The organism is Sphingopyxis sp. GW821-FHT02C12 (assembly GCF_059421785.1).
The window spans coordinates 256,337-275,435 of sequence record NZ_JBWKVQ010000002.1; the positions used below are offsets into that span (position 1 = coordinate 256,337).

The following is a 19,099-nucleotide window of genomic DNA, read 5'->3' on the forward strand; positions in this document are numbered from 1 at the left end:
CATTCACGGCTTAGTCAGAAAAGGAATAGCGCATGAGCGATTCGGCCGAAAAGGTTAAGAAGATCGTCGTCGAACATCTGGGCGTCGAAGCCGACAAGGTCACCGAGGAAGCGAGCTTCATCGACGATCTGGGCGCAGACAGCCTCGACATCGTCGAACTGGTGATGGCGTTCGAAGAAGAATTCGGTGTCGAAATCCCCGACGACGCGGCGGAAAAGATCGCCACCGTCAAGGATGCGATCGACTATATCGAAGCGAACAAGGGCTAACGCCCTGCGGTCCGGCCTGGCCGGACGCGGCGGCGACGCCGCCCACGCGTTTCCGGCTTCCCGGTCCCGAGCGCTCGCGCGCAGAGACCGGGAAGCTTTTTTTATGCGCCCGCTTTCCCTAAAAGGGCGCCGATGATGCTGCCGGGTCCCGGGCGAACGGGGACCGACGAAAGGAATGACTATGCGCCGGGTTGTGGTGACGGGATTGGGTTTGGTGACGCCGCTGGGCGCCGATGTGGAAACCACATGGGCCAATCTGCTCGCCGGTAAATCGGGCGCGGGCCAGATCACCCATTTCGACGCCTCCGACCAGAAATGCACCATCGCGTGCGAGGTCAAGGGGCCCGACCATGAATATGGTTTCGACCCCGGCAAGCGCGTCGACCACAAGGTGCAACGCCAGGTCGACCCCTTCATCATCTTCGGCATCGACGCCGCGGGCCAGGCGATCGAGGACGCCGGCCTCGAGGATATGACCGACGAGCAAAAGCTGCGCGCCGGCTGCTCGATCGGGTCGGGCATCGGCGGCCTGCCGGGTATCGAAAGCGAAAGCCTGTTGCTCGCCGAAAAGGGACCGGGCCGCGTTTCGCCGCACTTCGTCCACGGCCGTCTGATCAACCTGATCTCGGGCCAGGTCAGCATCAAATACGGGCTGATGGGTCCCAACCATGCCGTCGTCACCGCCTGTTCGACCGGCGCGCATTCGATCGGCGACGCGGCGCGCATGATCCGCGACGACGATGCCGACATCATGCTCGCGGGCGGCGCCGAGGCGACGATCTGCCCGATCGGCATCGCCGGCTTCGCACAGGCGCGCGCGCTCAACATGAGCAGCAACGACGCGCCTGAAAAGGCCAGCCGTCCTTATGACAAGGACCGCGACGGCTTCGTCATGGGCGAGGGCGCGGGCGTGGTGGTGCTCGAGGAATATGAGCATGCCAAGGCACGCGGCGCCAAGATCTACGCCGAGGTGGTCGGTTACGGTCTGTCGGGCGACGCCTATCATGTCACCGCGCCGCACCCAGAGGGCTTCGGCGCCTATCGCTCGATGGAAATGGCGCTGAAGAAGGCAGGCATGACCCCCGGCGATATCGACTATGTCAACGCGCATGGCACCTCGACGATGGCCGACACGATCGAGCTCGGCGCGGTCAAGAAATTGTTCGGCAACGAGATCGCCAATGTGTCGATGAGCTCGACCAAATCGGCGATCGGCCATCTGCTCGGCGGCGCTGGCGCGGTCGAGACGATCTTCTGCATCCTCGCGATCCGCGACCAGATCGTCCCCCCGACGCTGAACCTCGACAATCCCGACGAAGGCACCGACGGCGTCGACCTGGTGCCGTGGAAGGCCAAGAAGCGCGTCGTCAAGGCGGCGCTCAACAACAGCTTCGGTTTCGGCGGCACCAACGCCAGCCTGATCGTCAAGGCGGTCGATTGATGCGGGCAGCCGCGGCGCTCCTGGCACCCGTGGTGCTGTGCGCCCCGGCGGCGTGCAGCGCGAATGCGCCGGCCCCGGCGCAATCGCCGGTCGAGCGACGCGTCATCGAGATCGTGTCCGAACATCTGGGACTTGCCCCGGGCAAGGTTACTGCGACGTCCAGCTTCACCGAACTGGGTGCCGACAGCCTCGATTTTGTCGAACTCATCATGGCGTTCGAAGAGGAATATGCGATCAGCATTCCGGACGATGCCGCCGAACAACTCTGTTCGGTCGACAAAGTCGTTGAATATATCGCGAAGACCAAGGCATGATCCGCAAAAGGCTGTTTGTGACAGCCCTGCTGGCCCTGCTCCTCGCTGCCTGTTCGGGCGGTGCGCCGCGCGATGCCGTCGTCGTCATCCCGCAGGGCGCGAGCATCGCCAAAGCGGGCGAAATCGTCGAAAAGGCGGGCGCGGTGTCGGCGTCGAGCTTTCGCAATGAGGCGCGCTTCTTCGGCGGCGCCGCCCCGATCAAGCCCGGCGAATACAGGATCGAGAAGGGGATGGACGCGGGCGACATCCTCGCGCTGTTCCAGTCGGGCAAGACGATCCAGCGCCTGGTGATGATCCCGGAGGGCATGCCGTCGATCATGGTGTGGGACCGGCTGATGGCCGAAAAGCGGCTCAAGGGCGAAATCCCGGTGCCCGCCGAGGGCAGCATATTGCCCGACAGCTATGCCTTCACCACCGGCGAAAGCCGCGCCGCCGTCGTCAAGCGGATGCAGGCGGCGATGGACAGGGCGTTCGACGCCTTGTGGAAAAAGCGATCCCCGCGCACCGCGGTCAAGGATCGCAACGAGGCGATGACCTTGGCCTCGATCGTCGAGAAGGAGACCGGCGTCGCCGCCGAGCGCCGCACCGTCGCGGGGGTTTACACCAATCGCCTCGGTGTCGGCATGCGGCTCCAGGCCGACCCGACGATCATCTATCCGATCACCAAGGGCAAGCCGCTCGGCCGCCGCATCCTCCGCTCCGAAATCCAGGCGGTGAACGGCTATAACACCTACAGCATGGCGGGCCTGCCGCAGGGTCCGATCGCCAACCCCGGCAAGGCGTCGATCGCCGCGGTGCTCGATCCCGAGGCGAACGACTATCTGTTCTTCGTCGCCAAGGGCGACGGCGGCCATATTTTCGCGCGGACGCTGAGCGAGCATAATGCCAATGTGCAGAAATGGTACGCGCTGCGCCGGGAGCGCGGAGAGATCGAATAGGTCGCATCGGCGGCGGCGAGGGGAGACGGTATGACGGCAAAGCTTTTCCTCCACGGCGTTCCCGACAGCCCGGCGATCTGGCGACCACTGCTCGCCGAACTCGACCTCGGCGACACGCCCGTCGCGGTGCCCGCGCTGCCTGGCTTCACCGCGCCGCTGCCCGTGGGCTTTCCGGCGACCAAGGAGGCTTATGCCGACTGGGCGGTGGGGCAGGCCGAGGCGTTGTTCGCGGCGCATGGTCCGATCGATATCGTCGGCCACGACTGGGGGGCGCTGATCGCGCAGCGGGTGGCGATGCTGCGGCCCGACCTGTTGCGCAGCTGGGCGGTGTCGAACGCGGTGATCGACCCCGACTATCGCGGGCACCGGCTGGCGCGGATCTGGAACACGCCGATCCTCGGCGAATTGTTCATGGCGCTGAGCAAGCCCGCGAAGCTCGCCCAGGGACTCGCGGCGGCGGGGATGCCCGCCGACATCGCGGCGGAGGAGGCGGGGCAGTGGGCGAACAAGGACAAGCGCCGCGCGATCCTGAAACTTTATCGTTCGGCGAAGGGGCTGAGCTTCGCGCACGACTGGGCGCTCGATATTCCGAAGCTGCCGAAGGCGGGCGCTCTCGTCTGGGGCGCGGGCGATCCCTATGTGGAATTGTCGGTGGCGCAGCGCTTTGCGGCGACCACCGGCACCCCGCTCACGGTGATCGACGGGGCAGGGCATTGGGCGATCGCCGAGCGCCCGGTCGAGGTCGCCGCGGCGCTGAAGGCGTTCTGGAGCGGGCTAAGCACCGGATAATATTATGTCATCGCTTTGTACGATTATTGTGACGAACAAAATCGATTGGAAGTTTGCGGGCCGGCGAACCACATGCGCGGCGATCCCGAACGGGTGTCCCATGGACGATGGCCATCCCCCTCCTCCCTGCCGCGCCCAATTCCGTTCGTGATCGGCGATCCGGCCACCCCCCCTCCCGGCCGGGTCGCTGGTGCCGCGCCCATCATCGTGACCGCGACGATGGGTGCGGCCGACCAGCGCTTTTTCGATGCGCTGCGGCAGACCCATTTCCCGCCCGAGCGCAATGTCCTCCGCGCGCATCTCACGTTGTTCCACCAACTGCCGCCGTCGTGCCTTGCCGAACTCGACCGACTGCTCAAGGCGATCGTCGCCGACGGGCCGCCGCCCGCGACGGTGAGCGACATATTTTCGCTCGGTGGCGGGGTCGCCTATCGCGTCGACAGCCCCGAACTGCTCGCGATCCGCGAATATATCGCCGACTGGTTCGCCGGATCGCTGTCAGCGCAGGATCGCGGCATCCCGCGGCTCCACATCACGGTCCAGAACAAGGTCGAGTCCGCGCAGGCGAGGGCGCTGCTCGCCGAATTGCGGCGCGATTTCCATCCGCGTCCGCTGTCGATCGTGGGACTGGCCGCGCATCATTATCGCGGCGGTCCTTGGGAAACCGCGGTCACGCGCAATTTTCGCGGCAGGCGCTGACGAGGTCAGCGAGCATATTGACCGGGGCGCACCGCCTATCTATAGGCGCGGCTCGCCCGCCCGATCTTGGGTGCGGCGGCCTTTCGGGGCGGAGTAGCTCAGCTGGTTAGAGCACCGGAATCATAATCCGGGTGTCGGGGGTTCAAGTCCCTCCTCCGCTACCAAATCTTCCCATATCGATCAGGCAGGGCCGGGACGGTCCCTACGTCCTTCGATCTCGAACGCGCTCGTCGCCATCGTCCGGCCGTTGACGATCAGGTCGACCGCGTGGCGGCCCGGATGATGGCGCCGCGTGCTGAAATCGCGGATCGTCTGGCGGATCGCCAGCGCTGCGGTTTCGCCGGCGGCGAGGTCGAAGCTCTTCCATTTGAACACCTTCGCCGCGGTCTTGCCGCCGGCGCGGGCATAGTGGATGCGATAGTCGACGACGAGCGACTGCGCGTCGGTCGCATCGGACGCGAGGGTGGCCGCGATGGCGATCTGGTCGCCGAGGCGGATGGTCGCGGGTTCGACGGCAAAGCGCTGTACGGTGACCGCGGCGCCATGGCCGACCCCGATCAGCGCCAGCGCGCGCGGGTCGCCCGCCTTGATCAGCGTGCGCAGCGCGTGGCGGACGATCCACTTTGTGGCGGCATCGGCCTGCGACCAGCCGCCGAGGCGATCGAGCAGCCAGTCCGGGCGGTCCTTGGCGATGTCGTTGAGATGGTTGGCGACCGATTTGCGCACATAGAGCGCGGGGTCGGCTTTCAGCGCTTCGAGAATCGGGGCGCCGAGCGTCGGATCGGCCTTCAACGCCGGAACGCGTGCCGCCCAGGGCAGGCGCGGGCGGCAGCCTTCGCTGGCGAGGCGGCGGACATGCTCGTTTTCGTGATCCGTCCATCGCAGCATCATAGCGAGGGTGCGATCGGGAGCTTGGGCGAGGAACGGCCGGATCGCGAATTCGGCGGTGCCATGGCGGGTGAGGTCGGCGAGCGCCGCCATCGATGCCTCGAAATCGCCGAGGCCGTGGCGCGCGACATATTCGGTGACCGCAACCGCCTGGAAACCGTGGGTCAGGCGCGGCGCCATCGTGCGGACGATCGGCAGCGCGGCCGGGTAGTCGGCGGGCAGGGCGACGGCGAGCGCGTCGGCGATATGGCGCACCCGTTCCATGATCGACAGCGCGTCGAGACCGTCCGAGGCGGCGGCGAGAAACGCCTCGCGATCGAAACGCGGCGAGGCGGCGCGGCCGGCATCGGCGATGGTCGTCAGCGCCTGGACCCCCAGAATATCCTTCAGCAGGGCGGGGGTGCTCGGCTCGCTCATTCGTTCGGCGCGGATTTTTTTGCCGGCCAGCGCCGTGCTCGCCCATGTTTCGCCGTCGACCGCGGCGTCATAGGCGGCGAGGTGCGCGGGATCGGCTTCCAGCCACGCGGTCAGCGCCTCCCAATCGCCGAAGGCGGGGTCGCCGACGCGGATCGCCCAGCGGCGGGCGATCTCGTTCAGCTCGGATGGATGCGTCGGCATTCCCCACTTCCCTGTTTCGACGGGATTTTACCCCATGACGAAGCCGGGTGACCTATTCCGCATCGAAGCGCGCCTTCAATTCCGCAATCGCCCGATAGGCCTTTTGCAGGTCCTTTTCGACCGAACTCAGGCTGATCCCCCATTCGGCGGCGATATCGGCCTGTCCGGCGCCGTCAAGCCGATAACGGCGGAAAATGCGTTCGGCGCGCGGGCCGAGCGCGGCGAGCGTGGCCTCGATCGCCGTCAGCTGCTCGCGCGCGATCAGCGCCCGCTCGCCCGCCGGCCGGTCGTGCGGCGCGTCGGACAGGCCGTGCCATTCGGACTGGCGCCGGTCGCGGCTGATCGCGGCGCGGCGCATGTCGCGCATCAGATTTTCGGCGGCGCGGAACAGGTAGGACAGCGGGTCGTCGACGGCGCGGTCGGGCAGCACGGCGACCTTCTGCCACAGGTCGTGAAACAGATCCTCGGCCTCGTCCCCGGCGCCGCGCGCGGCGAGGAAGCGGACCAGCCGGGGTCGTTCGCCGAGCAGCACCCGCTGCAGATCGTTGGCGGTGTCGCCCGCTTCCATCGTCTAGCGCGCTTCGGCCGGCGCGCGGCGGCGCGCGAAGTCGGAGATATGCGGCGCGGGGGGCGCGACCGGGGCATCGGCGATCGCGGCGCGCGGCGCGGCGGCGCCGCCGAACCAGCCGAGCGGATCGGTCGGGCGGCCGTTCATCCGGACCTCGAAATGCAAATGATTGCCGGTCGAGCGGCCGGTCGATCCCATCAGCGCGATCGCCTGTTCGCGCGATACCGTTTCGCCCGGCCGCACCAGGATCTGCGACAGATGCGCATAACGTGTCTTGAGACCGCCGCCATGGTCGATCTCGACCATCTGGCCGTAACCCCCGGCGCGGCCCGCGAAGGCGATCGTTCCCGGCGCCGCGGCAAGGATCGGCGTCCCGGCGCGACCGGGCATATCAAGGCCCCGGTGGGCGCGGTGGCTGCCGTCGATCGGATCGACGCGGGTGCCGAAACCCGAGGAGAGGCGAGGCAGGCGGGCCGGGGCGGACGGTGCGCGCTGCTGCGGCGGCGGTGCGAGGACGGGCGCGGGCGGCGGCGCGGACCAGCCGGTCATGCGTTCGCGCACCGCGGTGCTGTCGCCCGACGGAAGCACCGCCTGTTCGGCTGCTGTCGCGCTTCCCGCGGCGCAAAGCAGCCACAAGGCGAGGGTTGGACGAAGAGCCGGGGGCACAGGCATTTCCTGTAATGACGGAACGGTGCGTGCCTAGCCTTGGATCGGCCAGCAGAAATATTTTTGTGCTGAAATCCTTACGGAATGCACCGCCTTCCTTCGTCTTCGGCTGTGTCACCAGCCTTTGCACCGAAGGGAGACGGAAAATGAATTCCACCGAAAAACGCATGCTCGACATGCTCAAAAAGGGCCGCGACCACCACGGTGTCGTCGCGGTCAAGGCCGAGTTCGAAGCCGAGGGCACGCGCCCCGACGAACTGCTGCGCCTGCTCGAACTGACCTGGCGCGCCGACCTGAAATTCGCGCTCAAGATCGGCGGCTGCGAGGCGGTCACCGACCTCCACGCTTCAAAGCTCTACGGTGCCGACTACATCATCGCGCCGATGGTCGAGACGCCCTATGCGCTCTCGAAATTCGTCGATGCCGCCGCCAAGGTCTATGGCGCCGATCGCGGCGACACGCGCATGTTGTTCAACCTCGAAACCGAAACCACGCTCGGCAATCTCGACGCGATGCTGCCGCTGGCGAGCGAGATCGATGGGATCGTGTTCGGCCGCGTCGATTTCACGCTGTCGCGGGGGATGCCGCGCGGTGCGATCAACGAGCGCGCGATCACCGATGCGGTGCTGCGCGTGGCGCACGCCTGCGCAGAGCATGACCTCGAACTCGTCGTCGGCGGTTCGGTCGCGGTCGAGGCGGCGGCGGCGCTGCGCGAAGTCCGTGCGGTCCGGCTCGACCGCTTCGAGACGCGCAAGATCGTGTTCGACGGCGCGGCGGTCGAGAGCGCCGGCTTCGACGCCGGTGTCGCCAATGCCGTCGCGTTCGAACTTGCCTGGCTGCAGAACAAGCGCGACTATTACGGTGCGATCGCCGCCGAGGACTTGCCGCGCATCCGCATGATGGAAGAGCGCAGCGCGGTCGCCAAGCGCGCGCATCTCGCCAGCGTCGCCGCCTGAGCCCGATGCCGCTGCGCGACCAAGTCTCGACCCTGATGCGCGATGTCGCGGCGGACGTGGTGATGCCACGGTTCCGCCTGCTCGCGCCCGAGGAGATCGACGAGAAAAGCCCCGGCGAGATCGTCACGATCGTCGATTGCGAAAGCGAACGGCGGCTCCACGACGGTCTCGCGGCGCTCGGGCTTGGCGCGCGCATTGTCGGCGAGGAGGCGGCCGAGGCCGACGCCGACGCGGACTTGCTGGAGGGCGTCGATCGCGGATTGCTCTGGTTGATCGACCCGCTCGACGGCACCGCCAATTTCGCCGAAGGGCGGTCGCCTTTCGGCATGATGGTGGCGCTGGTCGAGGATGGCGCGCCGCTGGCGGCGTGGATCCTCGACCCGCTCGCCGGGCGCCTGTGCCATGCCGAGCGCGGCAAGGGCGCGACCTGCGACGGCCAGCCGGTGCGGGCGCGGTCGGCGACGCGCAGGGTGCCGCGCGCGGCGCTCGGAACGCATTTCCTGCCGCCCGACCGCCGCGAGCGGGTGCATGCCGCCGCCGCGAACGGCCTCGACGTCCAGCCGGTGCCGCGCTGCGCCGCCGAAAGCTATCCGCGGCTGGTGCTGGGGCAGGACGATGTCGCGCTGTTCCAGCGCATCCTGCCGTGGGACCACGCCGCTGGCGCTCTGTTCCTGACCGAGGCGGGCGGCAAGGCGACGCATTGGGACGGGCGGCCGTATCGGGTCGGCGGAACGGGGCAGGGGATGTTGGCCGCGGCGACGCCCGACCTGTGGCAGGCCGCCGCCGACATATTGCTCGGCGCCGAAGCCGGGCTGGTGGACATGAAAGACATATCGCGATGAGCCATGGGTGGAAGCGGCTGGCGACGGTGTCGCTGGCACTGTCGTTGGTCGGACTGGCGCCCGCGTCGGCGCAGCTCGCGTCGCCGGTCGGCGCGCCGGGCGACAATGCCGCGAGCCGCGGCGCCGCCGAACAGGTCGCGGTGCCGGTGGTCGAACTGCCGCCGATCGCGCCCGCGGTGATCGAGGCTCCGACGCCCGTGCCCGAAGCGCCCGACGAGGGCGGCCGCCGCCCGGTCGGCAAGGCGCCGCCGGTCGCGAGCGAGTTCGAAACCTGGGTGTCCTCGGTCGCCGGCAAGCCGCTGCGCCGTTTCGGGTCGGACCTGTTGATCCCCGGCGCGCGCGATTTCACCGCGCCGTCGACCACCGCGATTCCGCCCGACTACCGGCTCAACCCCGGCGACGAATTGCTGATCGGCCTCACCGGATCGGTGCAGGCGTCGGGCCTGCGCCTCGTCATCGACAGCGAGGGGCGCATCTTCGTGCCGCGCGTCGGCGCGATCCGCGTCGGCGGGGTGCGCTATGGCGATGTCCATGGCGTGATCGAGCGCGAAGTGTCGCGCCAGTATCGCGGTTTCCACCTCGAGGTCGGGGTCGCCAAGCTCAAGGGCATCACCGTCTATGTCACCGGCTTTGCCGCGCGTCCCGGCTCCTATTCGGCGAGCAGCCTGTCGACGCTTGTCAACGTCGTGCTCGCCGCGGGCGGACCCGCGACGGGGGGCAGCTTCCGGTCGATCCAGCTGCGCCGCGGCGGCCAGCTGATCTCCGACTTCGATCTCTACGACCTGCTGCTCAAGGGCGACACGCGCGGCGACGCGGTGCTGCAGAATGGCGACGTCCTTTATATCGCGCCGGCGGGCGCCGAGGTCGCGGTGATCGGCAGCATCAACCGCGAGGCGATTTTCGAACTCGCGCCCGGTGAGACGCTGACCGACGCGATCGTATATGCCGGCGGGGTCAACACCGTCGCCGACGACGGGCGGCTGATGGTGCTCAACGCGCTGAGCCCCGATGCGAGCGGCTGGCGGGAATTGTCCGCCGCCGACGCAGCGAGCAGCAAGGCGCGGCGCGGCGACGTGATCCGCATCCTGTCGAACATCGGCATCGCGCGGCCGCTGCGCCAGCAGCCGGTGCTCGTGACGCTGAGCGGTGAGGTGGCGCGGCCGGGTCATTATTATGTCCAGCCCGGCACCCGCATGGCCGATGTCGTCGCGCAGGCGGGCGGGCTGACCGGCGAGGCCTTCCCCTATGCCAGCGTCATCACGCGCGAGAGCGTTAAGCATCAGCAACGGCTGAGTTACGACCGCGCGATCAGCGACGTCGAATTGCTGCTCGCGGCGCAGCCGGTGACCTCGGTCAACCGCGCCCAGCTCGCGCAGCCCGGCAATATCGCGCTGATCAACAGCATCGTCGACCAGCTTCGGCGCCGCGAGCCCGACGGGCGGCTGGTGTTCGACTTGGCCGTAGACGCTGCGGCGCTGCCCGGCGACCTGATCCTCGAGAATAACGACGTCGTCCATGTCCCCGCACGGCCGGTGACGGTCGGGGTGTTCGGCGCGGTGCCGAGCCCCGCGTCCTTCGCCTACCGTCCGGGCGCGAGCGTCGAGGATTTCGTCAAGTCCGCCGGGGGCGTGCAGAATATCGGCGACAAGGACGAGATTTTCGTCGTGCGCGCCAATGGCACGGTGCTGGCGGGCGGCAAGCGCGCGCTGCGCGCCGCGGCCTTGCCCGGCGACCTTGTCTATGTCCCGATCGACGCCAATCGCGGCGAGTTCTGGGCGCGGCTGCGCGACATCACCGGGACATTGTTCAGCGGGCTCGTCGGCGCGGCCTCGGTCGCGGCGATCACGAAATGAGCCGGTTGATCGCTTTCGCCGCCGACCCGCGGTGGCGCCGTCGCGGTTACGCGCTCGCCGCGCTGATCCTCGCGCTGCTGACGGTCTTTCCGCAACCCTATGTCGCACGCGCCAAGCTGCTGCCGCAGGACAGCAGCAGCATCGGGCTCGGCTCGACGCTCAACGCGCTCGGCGGCCAGTTGCAGGGGTTCGCCGCGCTGTTCGGCGGCGCGAAGCAGCAGACCGACATGTATCTGGCGGTCAGCCGCAGCAGCGAAGTCGGCGATGCGGTGATCAAGCGGCTCAAGCTCGTCGGGCCGGACGGCTATGCCAGCGCGACCAGCGCGCATGTCGCGCTGGCGCAGAAGGTCGACATCCACACGCTGACCGGCGGCATCGTCGAGGTCGAGGTGCGCACGCGCGACGCCGAAGAGGCCGAGAATCTGACCCGCGCCTATGTCGCGGCGATCGGCGACCGCATCGTCGCGCTTGGCAAGGACCGCGTCGAGCGCAAGCGTGCGATCGTCATGCAGCGCTTCAAGGAAGCCGGCGACCGTGTCGTCGAAACCGAAACCGCGCTTAATGATTTCCGCCGCCGCAACCGGCTCGCCGAACCACAGGCCGAACTCGGCGCGGCGCTGTCGCTGCGCGCGGGGCTCGAGGCGCGGCTGCAGGCGAAACAGGTCCAGCTGCAGACGCTGGAAAAGGTGCAGGGCCCCGAAAACCCCGAACTGCTGGCGGTCCAGACCGAAGTCGCGTCGCTGCGCGCCCAGATCGCGCGCTCGGCGCAGCCCGCAGCCGGTGCCGCCGGCCCGAACGTCGCGGGCCTCAGCGAAGTATCGGGCGAATATCTGAACCTCTATCGCGACTATCGCTTCGCGCAGGCGCTGTACGAGGTTTATGCGCGCTCGTCCGAAGAGGTCGCGGTCGAAACGCTTGCGGGTGAGACCGCGGCGAGCGTGCAGGTGCTGGAGGCGCCGCGGCTCGATCCAGACCGCAAATATAATGTCGCGGCGGTCGCGCTGCTGGCGCTCGTCATTCTCGCGGCGCTGTTCACCGAAATCTATGCGCCCGTGACGGGGATCCGCCTGTTTGCGGCGCGCAAGGCGGACGGCGCGGCATGACTGCGGACGCCGCGCCCGAACTGTCGGTCGTCATTCCCTGCTATAACGAGGCGGCGAATGTCGCGGCGATCTGCGCCGCGGTGACCGCCGAGGCCGAGGCGCATGCGGCGAGTCACGAGATCATCCTGATCGACAATGGCTCGACCGATGGCACCCGGGCGATCATGCGTGCGATCTGCGCCGTCGATCCGCGCGTGCGGGTGATCTTCAACAACCGCGATTACGGCCAGATGCGCTCGCCGACCTATGGCCTGTACCAGGCCGAGGGGCGGGCGGTGATCGGCATGTGCGCCGATTTCCAAGACCCGCCCGAGATGATCGGCGCCTTCGTCGCGCGGTGGCGTGAGGGCGCACAGGTGGTGCTGGGGCAGCGGCGGTCCGAACGCGCGTCGCCGATGCTGCGCGCGGCGCGGCATATGGGCTATGGCTTCCTGCGCCGTTTCGGCGACTATCCGGTGATCCCGGGCGCGACCGGTTTCGGGCTGTTCGACCGCATTGTGATCGACACGCTGGCGGCGTGGAACGAGCCCGAGCCTTTTTTTCGCGGCATGGTGGTCGAAAGCGGTTTTCGCCTGGAACTGGAGCCGTTCGACCGGCCCGGCCGCGCGGCGGGCGAGAGCAAGAATGACTTCGTCGCGCTCGCGTCCTTCGCGCTGTCGGGGCTGGCGGGGTCGGCGAAGTCGCTGTTGCGGTTGCCGTTGTTTCTTTCGGTCTACATCGCCGCATTGGCGCTGTGCCTGCTGGTCGCCGCGCCGGTCGCGCTGGCGCTCGATGGCCCGGTCTGGGCGCTGCTCGGCCTGGCGCTCGGCTTTGCGCTGTTCGCCATCCTGCTGCTCTTCCTCGGGCTGATCGGCGAGCAGGTGCGTATGCTCGCCGAACGCAGCCGCAACGTGCCGCTGGTGATCGAGGAGGAGCGGATCAATTTTCCCGCCGACCGGTCGCGGCCCGCGGCCCGCACCCACATCCGCCGGCCATGACCGCGCCGCGCGTCCGCCTGCTGCCGCTGGTCCCGGAAGCCTTGCTCGCGCTCGCCGTGGTGGCGAGCAGCGCGTGGACGCTGCGTTTCTTCCTCGAGTTCGGCTATTTGCCTCAGCCCTTCGTGTTCGACACCAACGACACGTTCATGGACTGGTTCAACACCGCCTATTGGGCGAACAATCCCGGTATCTACAATGTGTGGCGGAGCATCTATCCGCCGCTGTCGTTCGTCTTTCTCGACGCGACGAGCCTGCCGGGCTGTTACCTGCACAACAGCTTTACCGCGCGCGATTGCGACTGGCTGGGGCGCGGGACGATCTACATCTTCTATGTCATCGACGTGGTGCTGGCGTGGGTCTGTTTCCGCCGCCTCGACCGCCGCACCGCGCCGATGCGGACGATCGCGATCGCGCTTGGTTTGCCGATGCTGTTCACGATCGAGCGCGGCAATCTGATCCTCGTCGCCTTCGCCTTCTTCATGATCGCGCACGGGCCGGTGACGTCGTCGAAGCCGTGGCGCTGGTTCGCCGCCGCGGTGACGATCAATTTCAAGCCCTATCTGGTGCTGCCGATGCTGGCGCATGCGGTGAAGCGCGACTGGCGGACGCTCGAAGTCGCGGGGATCGCGACGATCGCGCTCTATCTCGTCACCCTCGCGCTCGTCGGATCGGGGACGCCGATGGAGCTGGCGGCGAACACCGCCAACTGGGTCGTCTTCCAGGGCGGTCAGGTGTGGAACGAGGTCAATTATTCGACGAGCTACGCGCCGCTGTTGATGTTCCGCACCCTCGACATCCCGCTGCTGCAATTCGTGCCGTCGCGGCTGATCGAGACGATCGAATTTCTGGTGCCGATCGTCATCCGGTCGAGCCAGCTGGTCGCGCTCGCCGCGCTCGCCGCGGCGTGGCTCCAGCCCAGGGCGCTGCCGACGCACCGCATCGCGGCGATCCTGCTCGGGGCCTATCTGGTGACCCAGTCACCGGGCGGCTACACGCAATTGTTCCTGCTGTTTCTCGTCTTGATGGAGACATGGAAGGGCGCGGGGCCGATCGCCGCGATCGTCTGCGCTTACCTGCTCTGCCTCGTCGGCGACTGGCCGCTGGCGACGGTGCTCGACGTGACCAGTGCGAGCTGGCTGGGCGAGCGCACGGTGACCGCGAGCTTCGGATTGACCGCGGGCCATTTCATCCGGCCGGGGCTGATCGTCATCATGCTGTGGGCGTTGTCGCTCGACAGCATCGTGCGCGTCGTGCGCGCGCATCGCAGCCAACGCCCTTCGCTGGGGCTGGTGGTCGCATGATCTTGACCGAAGACCTGACCGCGATCGACCGCCAGCTGGCGCCTTACTGGGCGGGGCTGGACGGCGCGCGCATCTTCATGACCGGCGGCACCGGCTTCATCGGGCGCTGGATGCTCGAAGCGCTGGCATTTTCGGATTGCGATGCCGAAGTGGTGATCCTCAGCCGCGATCCCGATGCCTTCGCGGCGCGCGCGCCGCATCTGGCCAGCCGATTCGAGTTCGTTGCCGGCGACGTCATGGATTTCGCCGCGCCGCCGGGCCGCTTCACCCATGTCATCCACGCCGCGACCGATGCTAGCGCGGCGCTCAACGCGAATGACCCGCGCCGCATGTTCGACACCATCGTCACCGGTACCCGCAACGCGCTCGATCTCGCGATCGAGCGGCAAGCGGGGCGGGTCCTCTTCCTGAGTTCGGGGGCGGTCTATGGCGCCCAGCCGTGGGACGTCGGCCATGTCGCCGAGGATTGGCATGGCGGCCCCGACCCGCGCGATCCCAAATCATCCTATGGTGAGGGCAAGCGTGCCGCCGAACTGCTCTGCGCCATTTACGGCCAGCAGTTCGGGCTCGACGTCGTGACGTCGCGTATCTTCGCGTTGCTCGGCCCCTTGCTGTCGCTCGATATCCATTTCGCGGCGGGCAATTTCATCCGCGACGCGATGGCGGGGCGGGCGATCCGGATCGAAAGCGCGGGGACCGCCGTCCGCTCATATCTCTATGCCGCCGATCTTACCGCCTGGCTGTGGCTGATGCTGCTGCGCGCGCCGCGCGGCGCGACATGGAACATGGGGTCGGAGGAAGCGGTGTCGATCGCCGACCTCGCGCGGCGCACCGCCGCCGTCCTCGGCGGCCCGGGGGTCGAGGTGCTGGGACAAGCCGACGCCGGGTGGAACCCCGGTCGCTATGTCCCCTCGACCGCGGCGATCCGCAGCCGGCTCGGCGTCGCGCCGACCATCACCCTCGACGCGGCAATCCGCCGCACCGCAATTTTCAATGGATGGATAGAATGAGCCAGATCAAGCTCTCCGACTGGGTCGCCCAGACCCTCGCCGACCGCGGCATCACCGACGTCTTCATGCTGACCGGCGGCGGCGCGATGCACCTCAACCATTCGCTCGGCACCCACCCCGCGCTGACGACGACCTTCACCCATCATGAGCAGGCGCTGTCGATGGCCGCCGAGGCCTATTATCGGCTGACCAACCGGCTCGCGGTGGTCAACGTCACCTCGGGTCCCGGCGGCACCAATGCGATCACCGGCGTTTACGGCGCCTTCGTCGATTCGATCGGCATGCTGGTAATTTCGGGGCAGGTGAAGACCGAGACGACGGTGCGCCACACCGGGTTGCCGCTGCGCCAATATGGCGACCAGGAACTCGATATCGAGGAACTGGTCCGGCCGGTCACCAAATATGCAGTGATGGTCACCGACCCGCGCTCGATCCGCTATCACTTGGAAAAATCGCTCTATCTCGCGACCAGCGGCCGGCCGGGGCCGGTGTGGCTCGACATCCCGCTCGACGTGCAGGCGGCGAAGATCGACCCCGACGATCTGCTGCCGGGTTTCGACCCCGCCGAACTCGACGAGCCGTGGAAGCGGGGCGACCTCGACGCGGTCGCGACCGAGATTTTGGAGCGCATCGCCAAGGCCGATCGCCCCGTCGTGTTCGCGGGCAGCGGGGTCCGGCTGAGCGGCGCGCACGCGCAATTCCTGACGCTGATCGAGCGGCTCGGCGTGCCCGTGGTCACCGGCTGGAACGCGCATGACGCGCTGTGGACCGACCACCCGCTCAATTGCGGCAAACCCGGCACGGTCGGCGACCGCGGCGGCAATATGGTGACGCAGAGCGCCGACCTGTTGCTTGTGCTGGGAAGCCGGCTCAACATCCGGCAGGTCAGCTACAATTGGAAAAGCTTTGCGCGCGGGGCGTACAAGATCTGGGTCGATATCGACCCGGTCGAACTCGCCAAGCCGACCGTCGTCCCCGACATGCCGGTGACCGCCGACCTTGCCGAGCTGATCCCCGCGCTGCTCGCGCAGCCCTATGCCGGGCCGACCGAGGGGCAGCGCGAATGGCTCGGCTGGGCGCGGCAGCGGGTCGCGAAATTCCCGACCGTGCTGCCCGAATATCGCGACCATGCGACACTGGTGCATCCCTATGTCGCGATGGACGAACTGTTCGGCCAGCTTGGCGGCGAGGACATCGTCGTCACCGGCAATGGTAGCGCCTGCGTCGTCGGTTTCCAGGCGGCGCATCTGCATTCGGGACAGCGGCTGTGGACCAATTCGGGCTGCGCGACGATGGGCTATGACCTGCCCGCCGCGATCGGCGTCTGCACCGCGACCAAGGGACAGCAGCGGGTGATCGCGATTGCCGGCGACGGCAGTATCATGATGAATTTGCAGGAGATGCAGACGATCGCCGGATACGGTCTGCCGGTGAAGGTGATCCTGATCAACAACAGCGGTTATGTCTCGATCTTCCAGACCCAGCGCAATTTCTTCAACGGGCAGGAAGTCGGCGGCGGGCCGAAGAGCCATGTGACCTTCCCTGATTTCTCGAAGGTCGCGGGCGCTTTCGGTTTCGCTTATGCGCGCGCCGAAAACCATGCCGAGCTGGCCGGCGCCATCGCCGCGACGCTCGCGGCCGACGGTCCCGCCTTTTGCGAGATCATGGTCGACGAGCATGTCGGCTTCGCCCCCAAGCTCGGCGCGAAGCAGCATCCCGACGGGCGCATCACCTCACCCGCGCTCGAGGATTTGTCGCCCTTCCTGCCGCGCGAGGTGCTGGAAGCGAATATGCGCATTGCGTTGATGGACGAGGAATGAGCCGCGTGGTGACCGCGCGTTTCCTCCGCCTCGGGAAGCCTTTGCGCTTCCTGATGGTCGGCGGCGTCAACACGGCGTTCGGTCTCAGCTTCTATCCGCTGCTGCTGTGGTCGGTGCCGCTGTTCGCGGTCCATTATATGGTCGCGCTCGGGATCGCGCAGGCGGTGTGTCTGTGCTTTGCCTTCACGACCTACAAGCTTGCGGTCTTTCGCACGCGGGGCAATGTGCTGCGCGAATTCGGGACCTTCGCGAGCTTTTACCTCGCCAACTATGCCGCCAACTGGCTGGCGCTGCCGCTGCTTGTCGAAGTCGGCGCTGTACCGCCGGTGATCGCGCAGACCGGCTTCACGCTCGTTGTGATCGTCGGCAGCTGGTTCTGGCACAATCGTGTCACCTTCCGCGACAACGGCGCGCGATGACGATCGCCGCCCGCTGGCGTCCGTCAGCCGAAGCCCTGGCGTTATGGGCGATCCTGCTCGCCGCGCTTTGGCTGCGGCTCGACGGGGTCGGCTTCGGGCTGCCGGCGCTCAACGACCCCGACGAGCCGTTGTTCATGATGACCGCGCTCGAAATGCTGCAGAAGCACAGCCTCGACCCCGGCTGGTTCGGCCATCCGGGGACGATCACCCTCTATTCGCTCGCGCTGGTCATCGCCGCGGTCGGCGGCATCGGCATCGCGACGGGGCGCTTCGCCGACGCCGATGCGTTGGCGGCTGCGGTTTATGCCGATCCCGGTATCGTGTTCCTGCCCGCCCGGGTGATGATCGTGCTATGCGGCGTGCTGTGCGTCTGGCTGACCTTCCGGCTCGGCAAGAGGCTCGGCGGCGCGCGGATCGGGTTGGTCGCGGCGGCGATCCTCGCGGTCAATGCGGTGCATATCGAATATTCGCAGATCATCCGCACCGATATCCAGGCGAGCGTCTTCATGCTCCTCGGCGCGCTGGCGGCGATCGGCATCGCCGAGCAAGGCCGGCGGCGCGACTATCTGTTCGCCGGCATCTGCGCCGGGCTGGCGTGCGCGACGAAATGGCCAGCGGCGGCGATATTGGTGACCGCGCTCGGCGGTTGGGCTTATCGACCGCCAGGTGAGCGCCATTGGAGCCGGCTGGCGATGGTGGTCGCTGCGGCGATCATCACCTTATTCGCGGTGTCGCCCTATCTGTTGATCGACCATGCGACGGTGATCGCCAATCTGTCGGGTGAGGCACGGCCGCTGCACCCCGGCGCGACGGGCGGTGGCCTTTTCGCCAATTTGAGCTGGTATGTCGCGGGCCCGTTGCTCGCGTCGCTGGGCGTCGGCGGGCTGTTGCTCGCCGCGGCCGGCCTCGTCTGGGGCGGCGGCAAAAGGCGCCTGTGGGTCTTCGTGATCCTGCCCTTCTGTCTGCTGTTCTTCGCGATGATCTGTTTCCAGTCGTTGCGTTGGGAACGCTGGGTCGTGCCGCTGCTGCCGTTCGCCGCGCTCGCCGCCGCGCGCGCCTTGTGCGGGCTCGCCGACCTGTTGCCGCGCCATCGGTTGCGCATGGCGGCGTTGCCCGTCGCGCTGCTCATCCTGCTGACCCCCATCGTCTGGGAGGCGCAGATCGAGGCGGCCGAGCGGCAACACGACACGCGCCAGATCGCGTCGGCGTGGCTGCGCGATCACGCGCCGCCGGGGAGCAGCGTGCTGATCGAACATGCCGCGTTCGACCTGCTCGCCGCGCCGTTCGAACTGCGCACCGCGATGGGGTCGGCGGGATGTGTCGACGTCCGCGATCTGCTGTCGGGACAGATCCGCTATTCGAAGGTCGACCGCTTGCGCGGCGGCGGGGCGATCGTCGACGTCGGTCATGTCGACAGGACGAAGCTGGAATCGTGCCGTGCCGATTTTGCGGTCGTCACCAACCACCTTCGCTATCGCGCCGATCCGGTTGGCTATCGCAAAGAACTGGCGCGTTACGACTCGCTGCTGGCGGGTGGCACGACCCGCCTGATCGTCAAGCCTCGGCGCGGCGAGCGGTCGGGTCCGGAAGTGCATGTCGTCCAACTGGTTCCCGCGCGCTGACCGATC

At 67.6% G+C, this 19,099-nt stretch carries 19 protein-coding genes and 1 tRNA gene; 17 read left to right on the forward strand and 3 right to left on the reverse strand.

Annotated features, from left to right (window positions below):
• The first annotated feature begins 32 nt into the window (after nucleotides 1-32).
• The 7 genes from AC07U1_RS16430 (at nucleotide 33) to AC07U1_RS16460 (ending at nucleotide 4,614) form a co-directional block, all read left to right on the forward strand.
• Nucleotides 33-269 (forward strand): acyl carrier protein, encoded by a 237-nt coding sequence (locus AC07U1_RS16430; RefSeq protein WP_003039428.1) that lies wholly within the window; start codon nucleotides 33-35, stop codon nucleotides 267-269.
• A 181-nt stretch (nucleotides 270-450) separates the two neighbouring features.
• A complete protein-coding gene (gene fabF, locus AC07U1_RS16435) occupies nucleotides 451-1,710 on the forward strand; it encodes a beta-ketoacyl-ACP synthase II (RefSeq protein WP_056349227.1) in 1,260 nt (419 codons plus the stop codon).
• A gap of 35 nt (nucleotides 1,711-1,745) precedes the next feature.
• Nucleotides 1,746-2,024, forward strand: coding sequence for an acyl carrier protein (acpP, locus tag AC07U1_RS16440; RefSeq protein WP_495178478.1), 279 nt, complete (start codon nucleotides 1,746-1,748; stop codon nucleotides 2,022-2,024).
• On the forward strand, nucleotides 2,021-2,962 hold the full coding sequence (mltG, locus tag AC07U1_RS16445) for an endolytic transglycosylase MltG (protein WP_495178277.1): 942 nt from the start codon (nucleotides 2,021-2,023) through the stop codon (nucleotides 2,960-2,962). Before acpP ends, mltG begins: the two co-directional genes overlap by 4 nt.
• Before the next feature lie 30 nt (nucleotides 2,963-2,992).
• The gene (locus AC07U1_RS16450) at nucleotides 2,993-3,751 is read left to right on the forward strand and encodes an alpha/beta fold hydrolase (RefSeq protein ID WP_495178276.1); all 759 of its coding nucleotides are present in this window, start codon (nucleotides 2,993-2,995) and stop codon (nucleotides 3,749-3,751) included.
• 219 nt (nucleotides 3,752-3,970) lie between these two features.
• Complete coding sequence (locus AC07U1_RS16455; protein WP_495178477.1) at nucleotides 3,971-4,450, forward strand: 2'-5' RNA ligase family protein; 480 nt, start codon at nucleotides 3,971-3,973, stop codon at nucleotides 4,448-4,450.
• Nucleotides 4,451-4,537: 87 nt separating this feature from the next.
• Nucleotides 4,538-4,614: transfer RNA gene (locus tag AC07U1_RS16460), tRNA-Met, on the forward strand.
• Between the two features lie 16 nt (nucleotides 4,615-4,630).
• Here AC07U1_RS16460 and AC07U1_RS16465 read toward each other — a convergent pair.
• Genes AC07U1_RS16465 through AC07U1_RS16475 form a run of 3 tightly spaced genes read right to left on the reverse strand, consistent with a single transcriptional unit; the run spans nucleotide 4,631 to nucleotide 7,190 of the window.
• The gene (locus tag AC07U1_RS16465) at nucleotides 4,631-5,956 is read right to left on the reverse strand and encodes a DNA alkylation repair protein (protein WP_495178275.1); all 1,326 of its coding nucleotides are present in this window, start codon (nucleotides 5,954-5,956) and stop codon (nucleotides 4,631-4,633) included.
• A 52-nt stretch (nucleotides 5,957-6,008) separates the two neighbouring features.
• On the reverse strand, nucleotides 6,009-6,524 hold the full coding sequence (locus AC07U1_RS16470; RefSeq protein WP_187142347.1) for a sigma-70 family RNA polymerase sigma factor: 516 nt from the start codon (nucleotides 6,522-6,524) through the stop codon (nucleotides 6,009-6,011).
• Between the two features lie 3 nt (nucleotides 6,525-6,527).
• Nucleotides 6,528-7,190 carry a M23 family metallopeptidase gene (locus tag AC07U1_RS16475; RefSeq protein ID WP_495178274.1) on the reverse strand — a complete coding sequence of 221 codons (663 nt, stop codon included), beginning with the start codon at nucleotides 7,188-7,190 and terminating at the stop codon, nucleotides 6,528-6,530.
• A gap of 146 nt (nucleotides 7,191-7,336) precedes the next feature.
• Between AC07U1_RS16475 and AC07U1_RS16480 the strand changes: the two genes are divergently transcribed.
• From AC07U1_RS16480 to AC07U1_RS16525, 10 genes are read left to right on the forward strand one after another with little or no spacing between them, the layout of a single operon-like run.
• Nucleotides 7,337-8,146, forward strand: a complete 810-nt coding sequence (locus tag AC07U1_RS16480) for an aldolase/citrate lyase family protein (RefSeq protein WP_495178273.1) — start codon at nucleotides 7,337-7,339, stop codon at nucleotides 8,144-8,146.
• A gap of 5 nt (nucleotides 8,147-8,151) precedes the next feature.
• The gene (locus AC07U1_RS16485; protein ID WP_495178272.1) at nucleotides 8,152-8,988 is read left to right on the forward strand and encodes an inositol monophosphatase family protein; all 837 of its coding nucleotides are present in this window, start codon (nucleotides 8,152-8,154) and stop codon (nucleotides 8,986-8,988) included.
• Nucleotides 8,985-10,841, forward strand: a complete 1,857-nt coding sequence (locus tag AC07U1_RS16490) for an SLBB domain-containing protein (protein ID WP_495178271.1) — start codon at nucleotides 8,985-8,987, stop codon at nucleotides 10,839-10,841. The genes AC07U1_RS16485 and AC07U1_RS16490 overlap by 4 nt, the downstream gene beginning before the upstream one ends.
• Nucleotides 10,838-11,944 (forward strand): capsule biosynthesis protein, encoded by a 1,107-nt coding sequence (locus AC07U1_RS16495; protein WP_187139337.1) that lies wholly within the window; start codon nucleotides 10,838-10,840, stop codon nucleotides 11,942-11,944. The genes AC07U1_RS16490 and AC07U1_RS16495 overlap by 4 nt, the downstream gene beginning before the upstream one ends.
• Nucleotides 11,941-12,921, forward strand: coding sequence for a glycosyltransferase family 2 protein (locus AC07U1_RS16500; protein WP_187139338.1), 981 nt, complete (start codon nucleotides 11,941-11,943; stop codon nucleotides 12,919-12,921). Before AC07U1_RS16495 ends, AC07U1_RS16500 begins: the two co-directional genes overlap by 4 nt.
• Nucleotides 12,918-14,222 (forward strand): hypothetical protein, encoded by a 1,305-nt coding sequence (locus tag AC07U1_RS16505; RefSeq protein ID WP_495178270.1) that lies wholly within the window; start codon nucleotides 12,918-12,920, stop codon nucleotides 14,220-14,222. Before AC07U1_RS16500 ends, AC07U1_RS16505 begins: the two co-directional genes overlap by 4 nt.
• A complete protein-coding gene (locus AC07U1_RS16510) occupies nucleotides 14,219-15,232 on the forward strand; it encodes an NAD-dependent epimerase/dehydratase family protein (RefSeq protein WP_187139340.1) in 1,014 nt (337 codons plus the stop codon). Before AC07U1_RS16505 ends, AC07U1_RS16510 begins: the two co-directional genes overlap by 4 nt.
• Nucleotides 15,229-17,052 (forward strand): thiamine pyrophosphate-binding protein, encoded by a 1,824-nt coding sequence (locus AC07U1_RS16515; RefSeq protein WP_495178269.1) that lies wholly within the window; start codon nucleotides 15,229-15,231, stop codon nucleotides 17,050-17,052. Before AC07U1_RS16510 ends, AC07U1_RS16515 begins: the two co-directional genes overlap by 4 nt.
• On the forward strand, nucleotides 17,049-17,471 hold the full coding sequence (locus AC07U1_RS16520) for a GtrA family protein (RefSeq protein WP_495178268.1): 423 nt from the start codon (nucleotides 17,049-17,051) through the stop codon (nucleotides 17,469-17,471). The genes AC07U1_RS16515 and AC07U1_RS16520 overlap by 4 nt, the downstream gene beginning before the upstream one ends.
• Nucleotides 17,468-19,093, forward strand: coding sequence for an ArnT family glycosyltransferase (locus tag AC07U1_RS16525; RefSeq protein ID WP_495178267.1), 1,626 nt, complete (start codon nucleotides 17,468-17,470; stop codon nucleotides 19,091-19,093). Before AC07U1_RS16520 ends, AC07U1_RS16525 begins: the two co-directional genes overlap by 4 nt.
• The last annotated feature ends 6 nt before the right edge of the window (nucleotides 19,094-19,099 follow it).

Excerpts from the sequence above, each read along its gene's own strand:
- AC07U1_RS16430 (WP_003039428.1), top strand. The coding sequence starts at position 33 with ATGAGCGATTCGGCCGAAAAGGTTAAGAAGATCGTCGTCGAACATCTG.
- fabF (WP_056349227.1), top strand. The coding sequence starts at position 451 with ATGCGCCGGGTTGTGGTGACGGGATTGGGTTTGGTGACGCCGCTGGGC.
- mltG (WP_495178277.1), top strand. The coding sequence starts at position 2,021 with ATGATCCGCAAAAGGCTGTTTGTGACAGCCCTGCTGGCCCTGCTCCTC.
- AC07U1_RS16450 (WP_495178276.1), top strand. The coding sequence starts at position 2,993 with ATGACGGCAAAGCTTTTCCTCCACGGCGTTCCCGACAGCCCGGCGATC.
- AC07U1_RS16455 (WP_495178477.1), top strand. The coding sequence starts at position 3,971 with ATGGGTGCGGCCGACCAGCGCTTTTTCGATGCGCTGCGGCAGACCCAT.
- AC07U1_RS16465 (WP_495178275.1), bottom strand. The coding sequence starts at position 5,956 with ATGCCGACGCATCCATCCGAGCTGAACGAGATCGCCCGCCGCTGGGCG.
- AC07U1_RS16470 (WP_187142347.1), bottom strand. The coding sequence starts at position 6,524 with ATGGAAGCGGGCGACACCGCCAACGATCTGCAGCGGGTGCTGCTCGGC.
- AC07U1_RS16480 (WP_495178273.1), top strand. The coding sequence starts at position 7,337 with ATGAATTCCACCGAAAAACGCATGCTCGACATGCTCAAAAAGGGCCGC.
- AC07U1_RS16485 (WP_495178272.1), top strand. The coding sequence starts at position 8,152 with ATGCCGCTGCGCGACCAAGTCTCGACCCTGATGCGCGATGTCGCGGCG.
- AC07U1_RS16490 (WP_495178271.1), top strand. The coding sequence starts at position 8,985 with ATGAGCCATGGGTGGAAGCGGCTGGCGACGGTGTCGCTGGCACTGTCG.
- AC07U1_RS16495 (WP_187139337.1), top strand. The coding sequence starts at position 10,838 with ATGAGCCGGTTGATCGCTTTCGCCGCCGACCCGCGGTGGCGCCGTCGC.
- AC07U1_RS16500 (WP_187139338.1), top strand. The coding sequence starts at position 11,941 with ATGACTGCGGACGCCGCGCCCGAACTGTCGGTCGTCATTCCCTGCTAT.
- AC07U1_RS16505 (WP_495178270.1), top strand. The coding sequence starts at position 12,918 with ATGACCGCGCCGCGCGTCCGCCTGCTGCCGCTGGTCCCGGAAGCCTTG.
- AC07U1_RS16510 (WP_187139340.1), top strand. The coding sequence starts at position 14,219 with ATGATCTTGACCGAAGACCTGACCGCGATCGACCGCCAGCTGGCGCCT.
- AC07U1_RS16515 (WP_495178269.1), top strand. The coding sequence starts at position 15,229 with ATGAGCCAGATCAAGCTCTCCGACTGGGTCGCCCAGACCCTCGCCGAC.
- AC07U1_RS16520 (WP_495178268.1), top strand. The coding sequence starts at position 17,049 with ATGAGCCGCGTGGTGACCGCGCGTTTCCTCCGCCTCGGGAAGCCTTTG.
- AC07U1_RS16525 (WP_495178267.1), top strand. The coding sequence starts at position 17,468 with ATGACGATCGCCGCCCGCTGGCGTCCGTCAGCCGAAGCCCTGGCGTTA.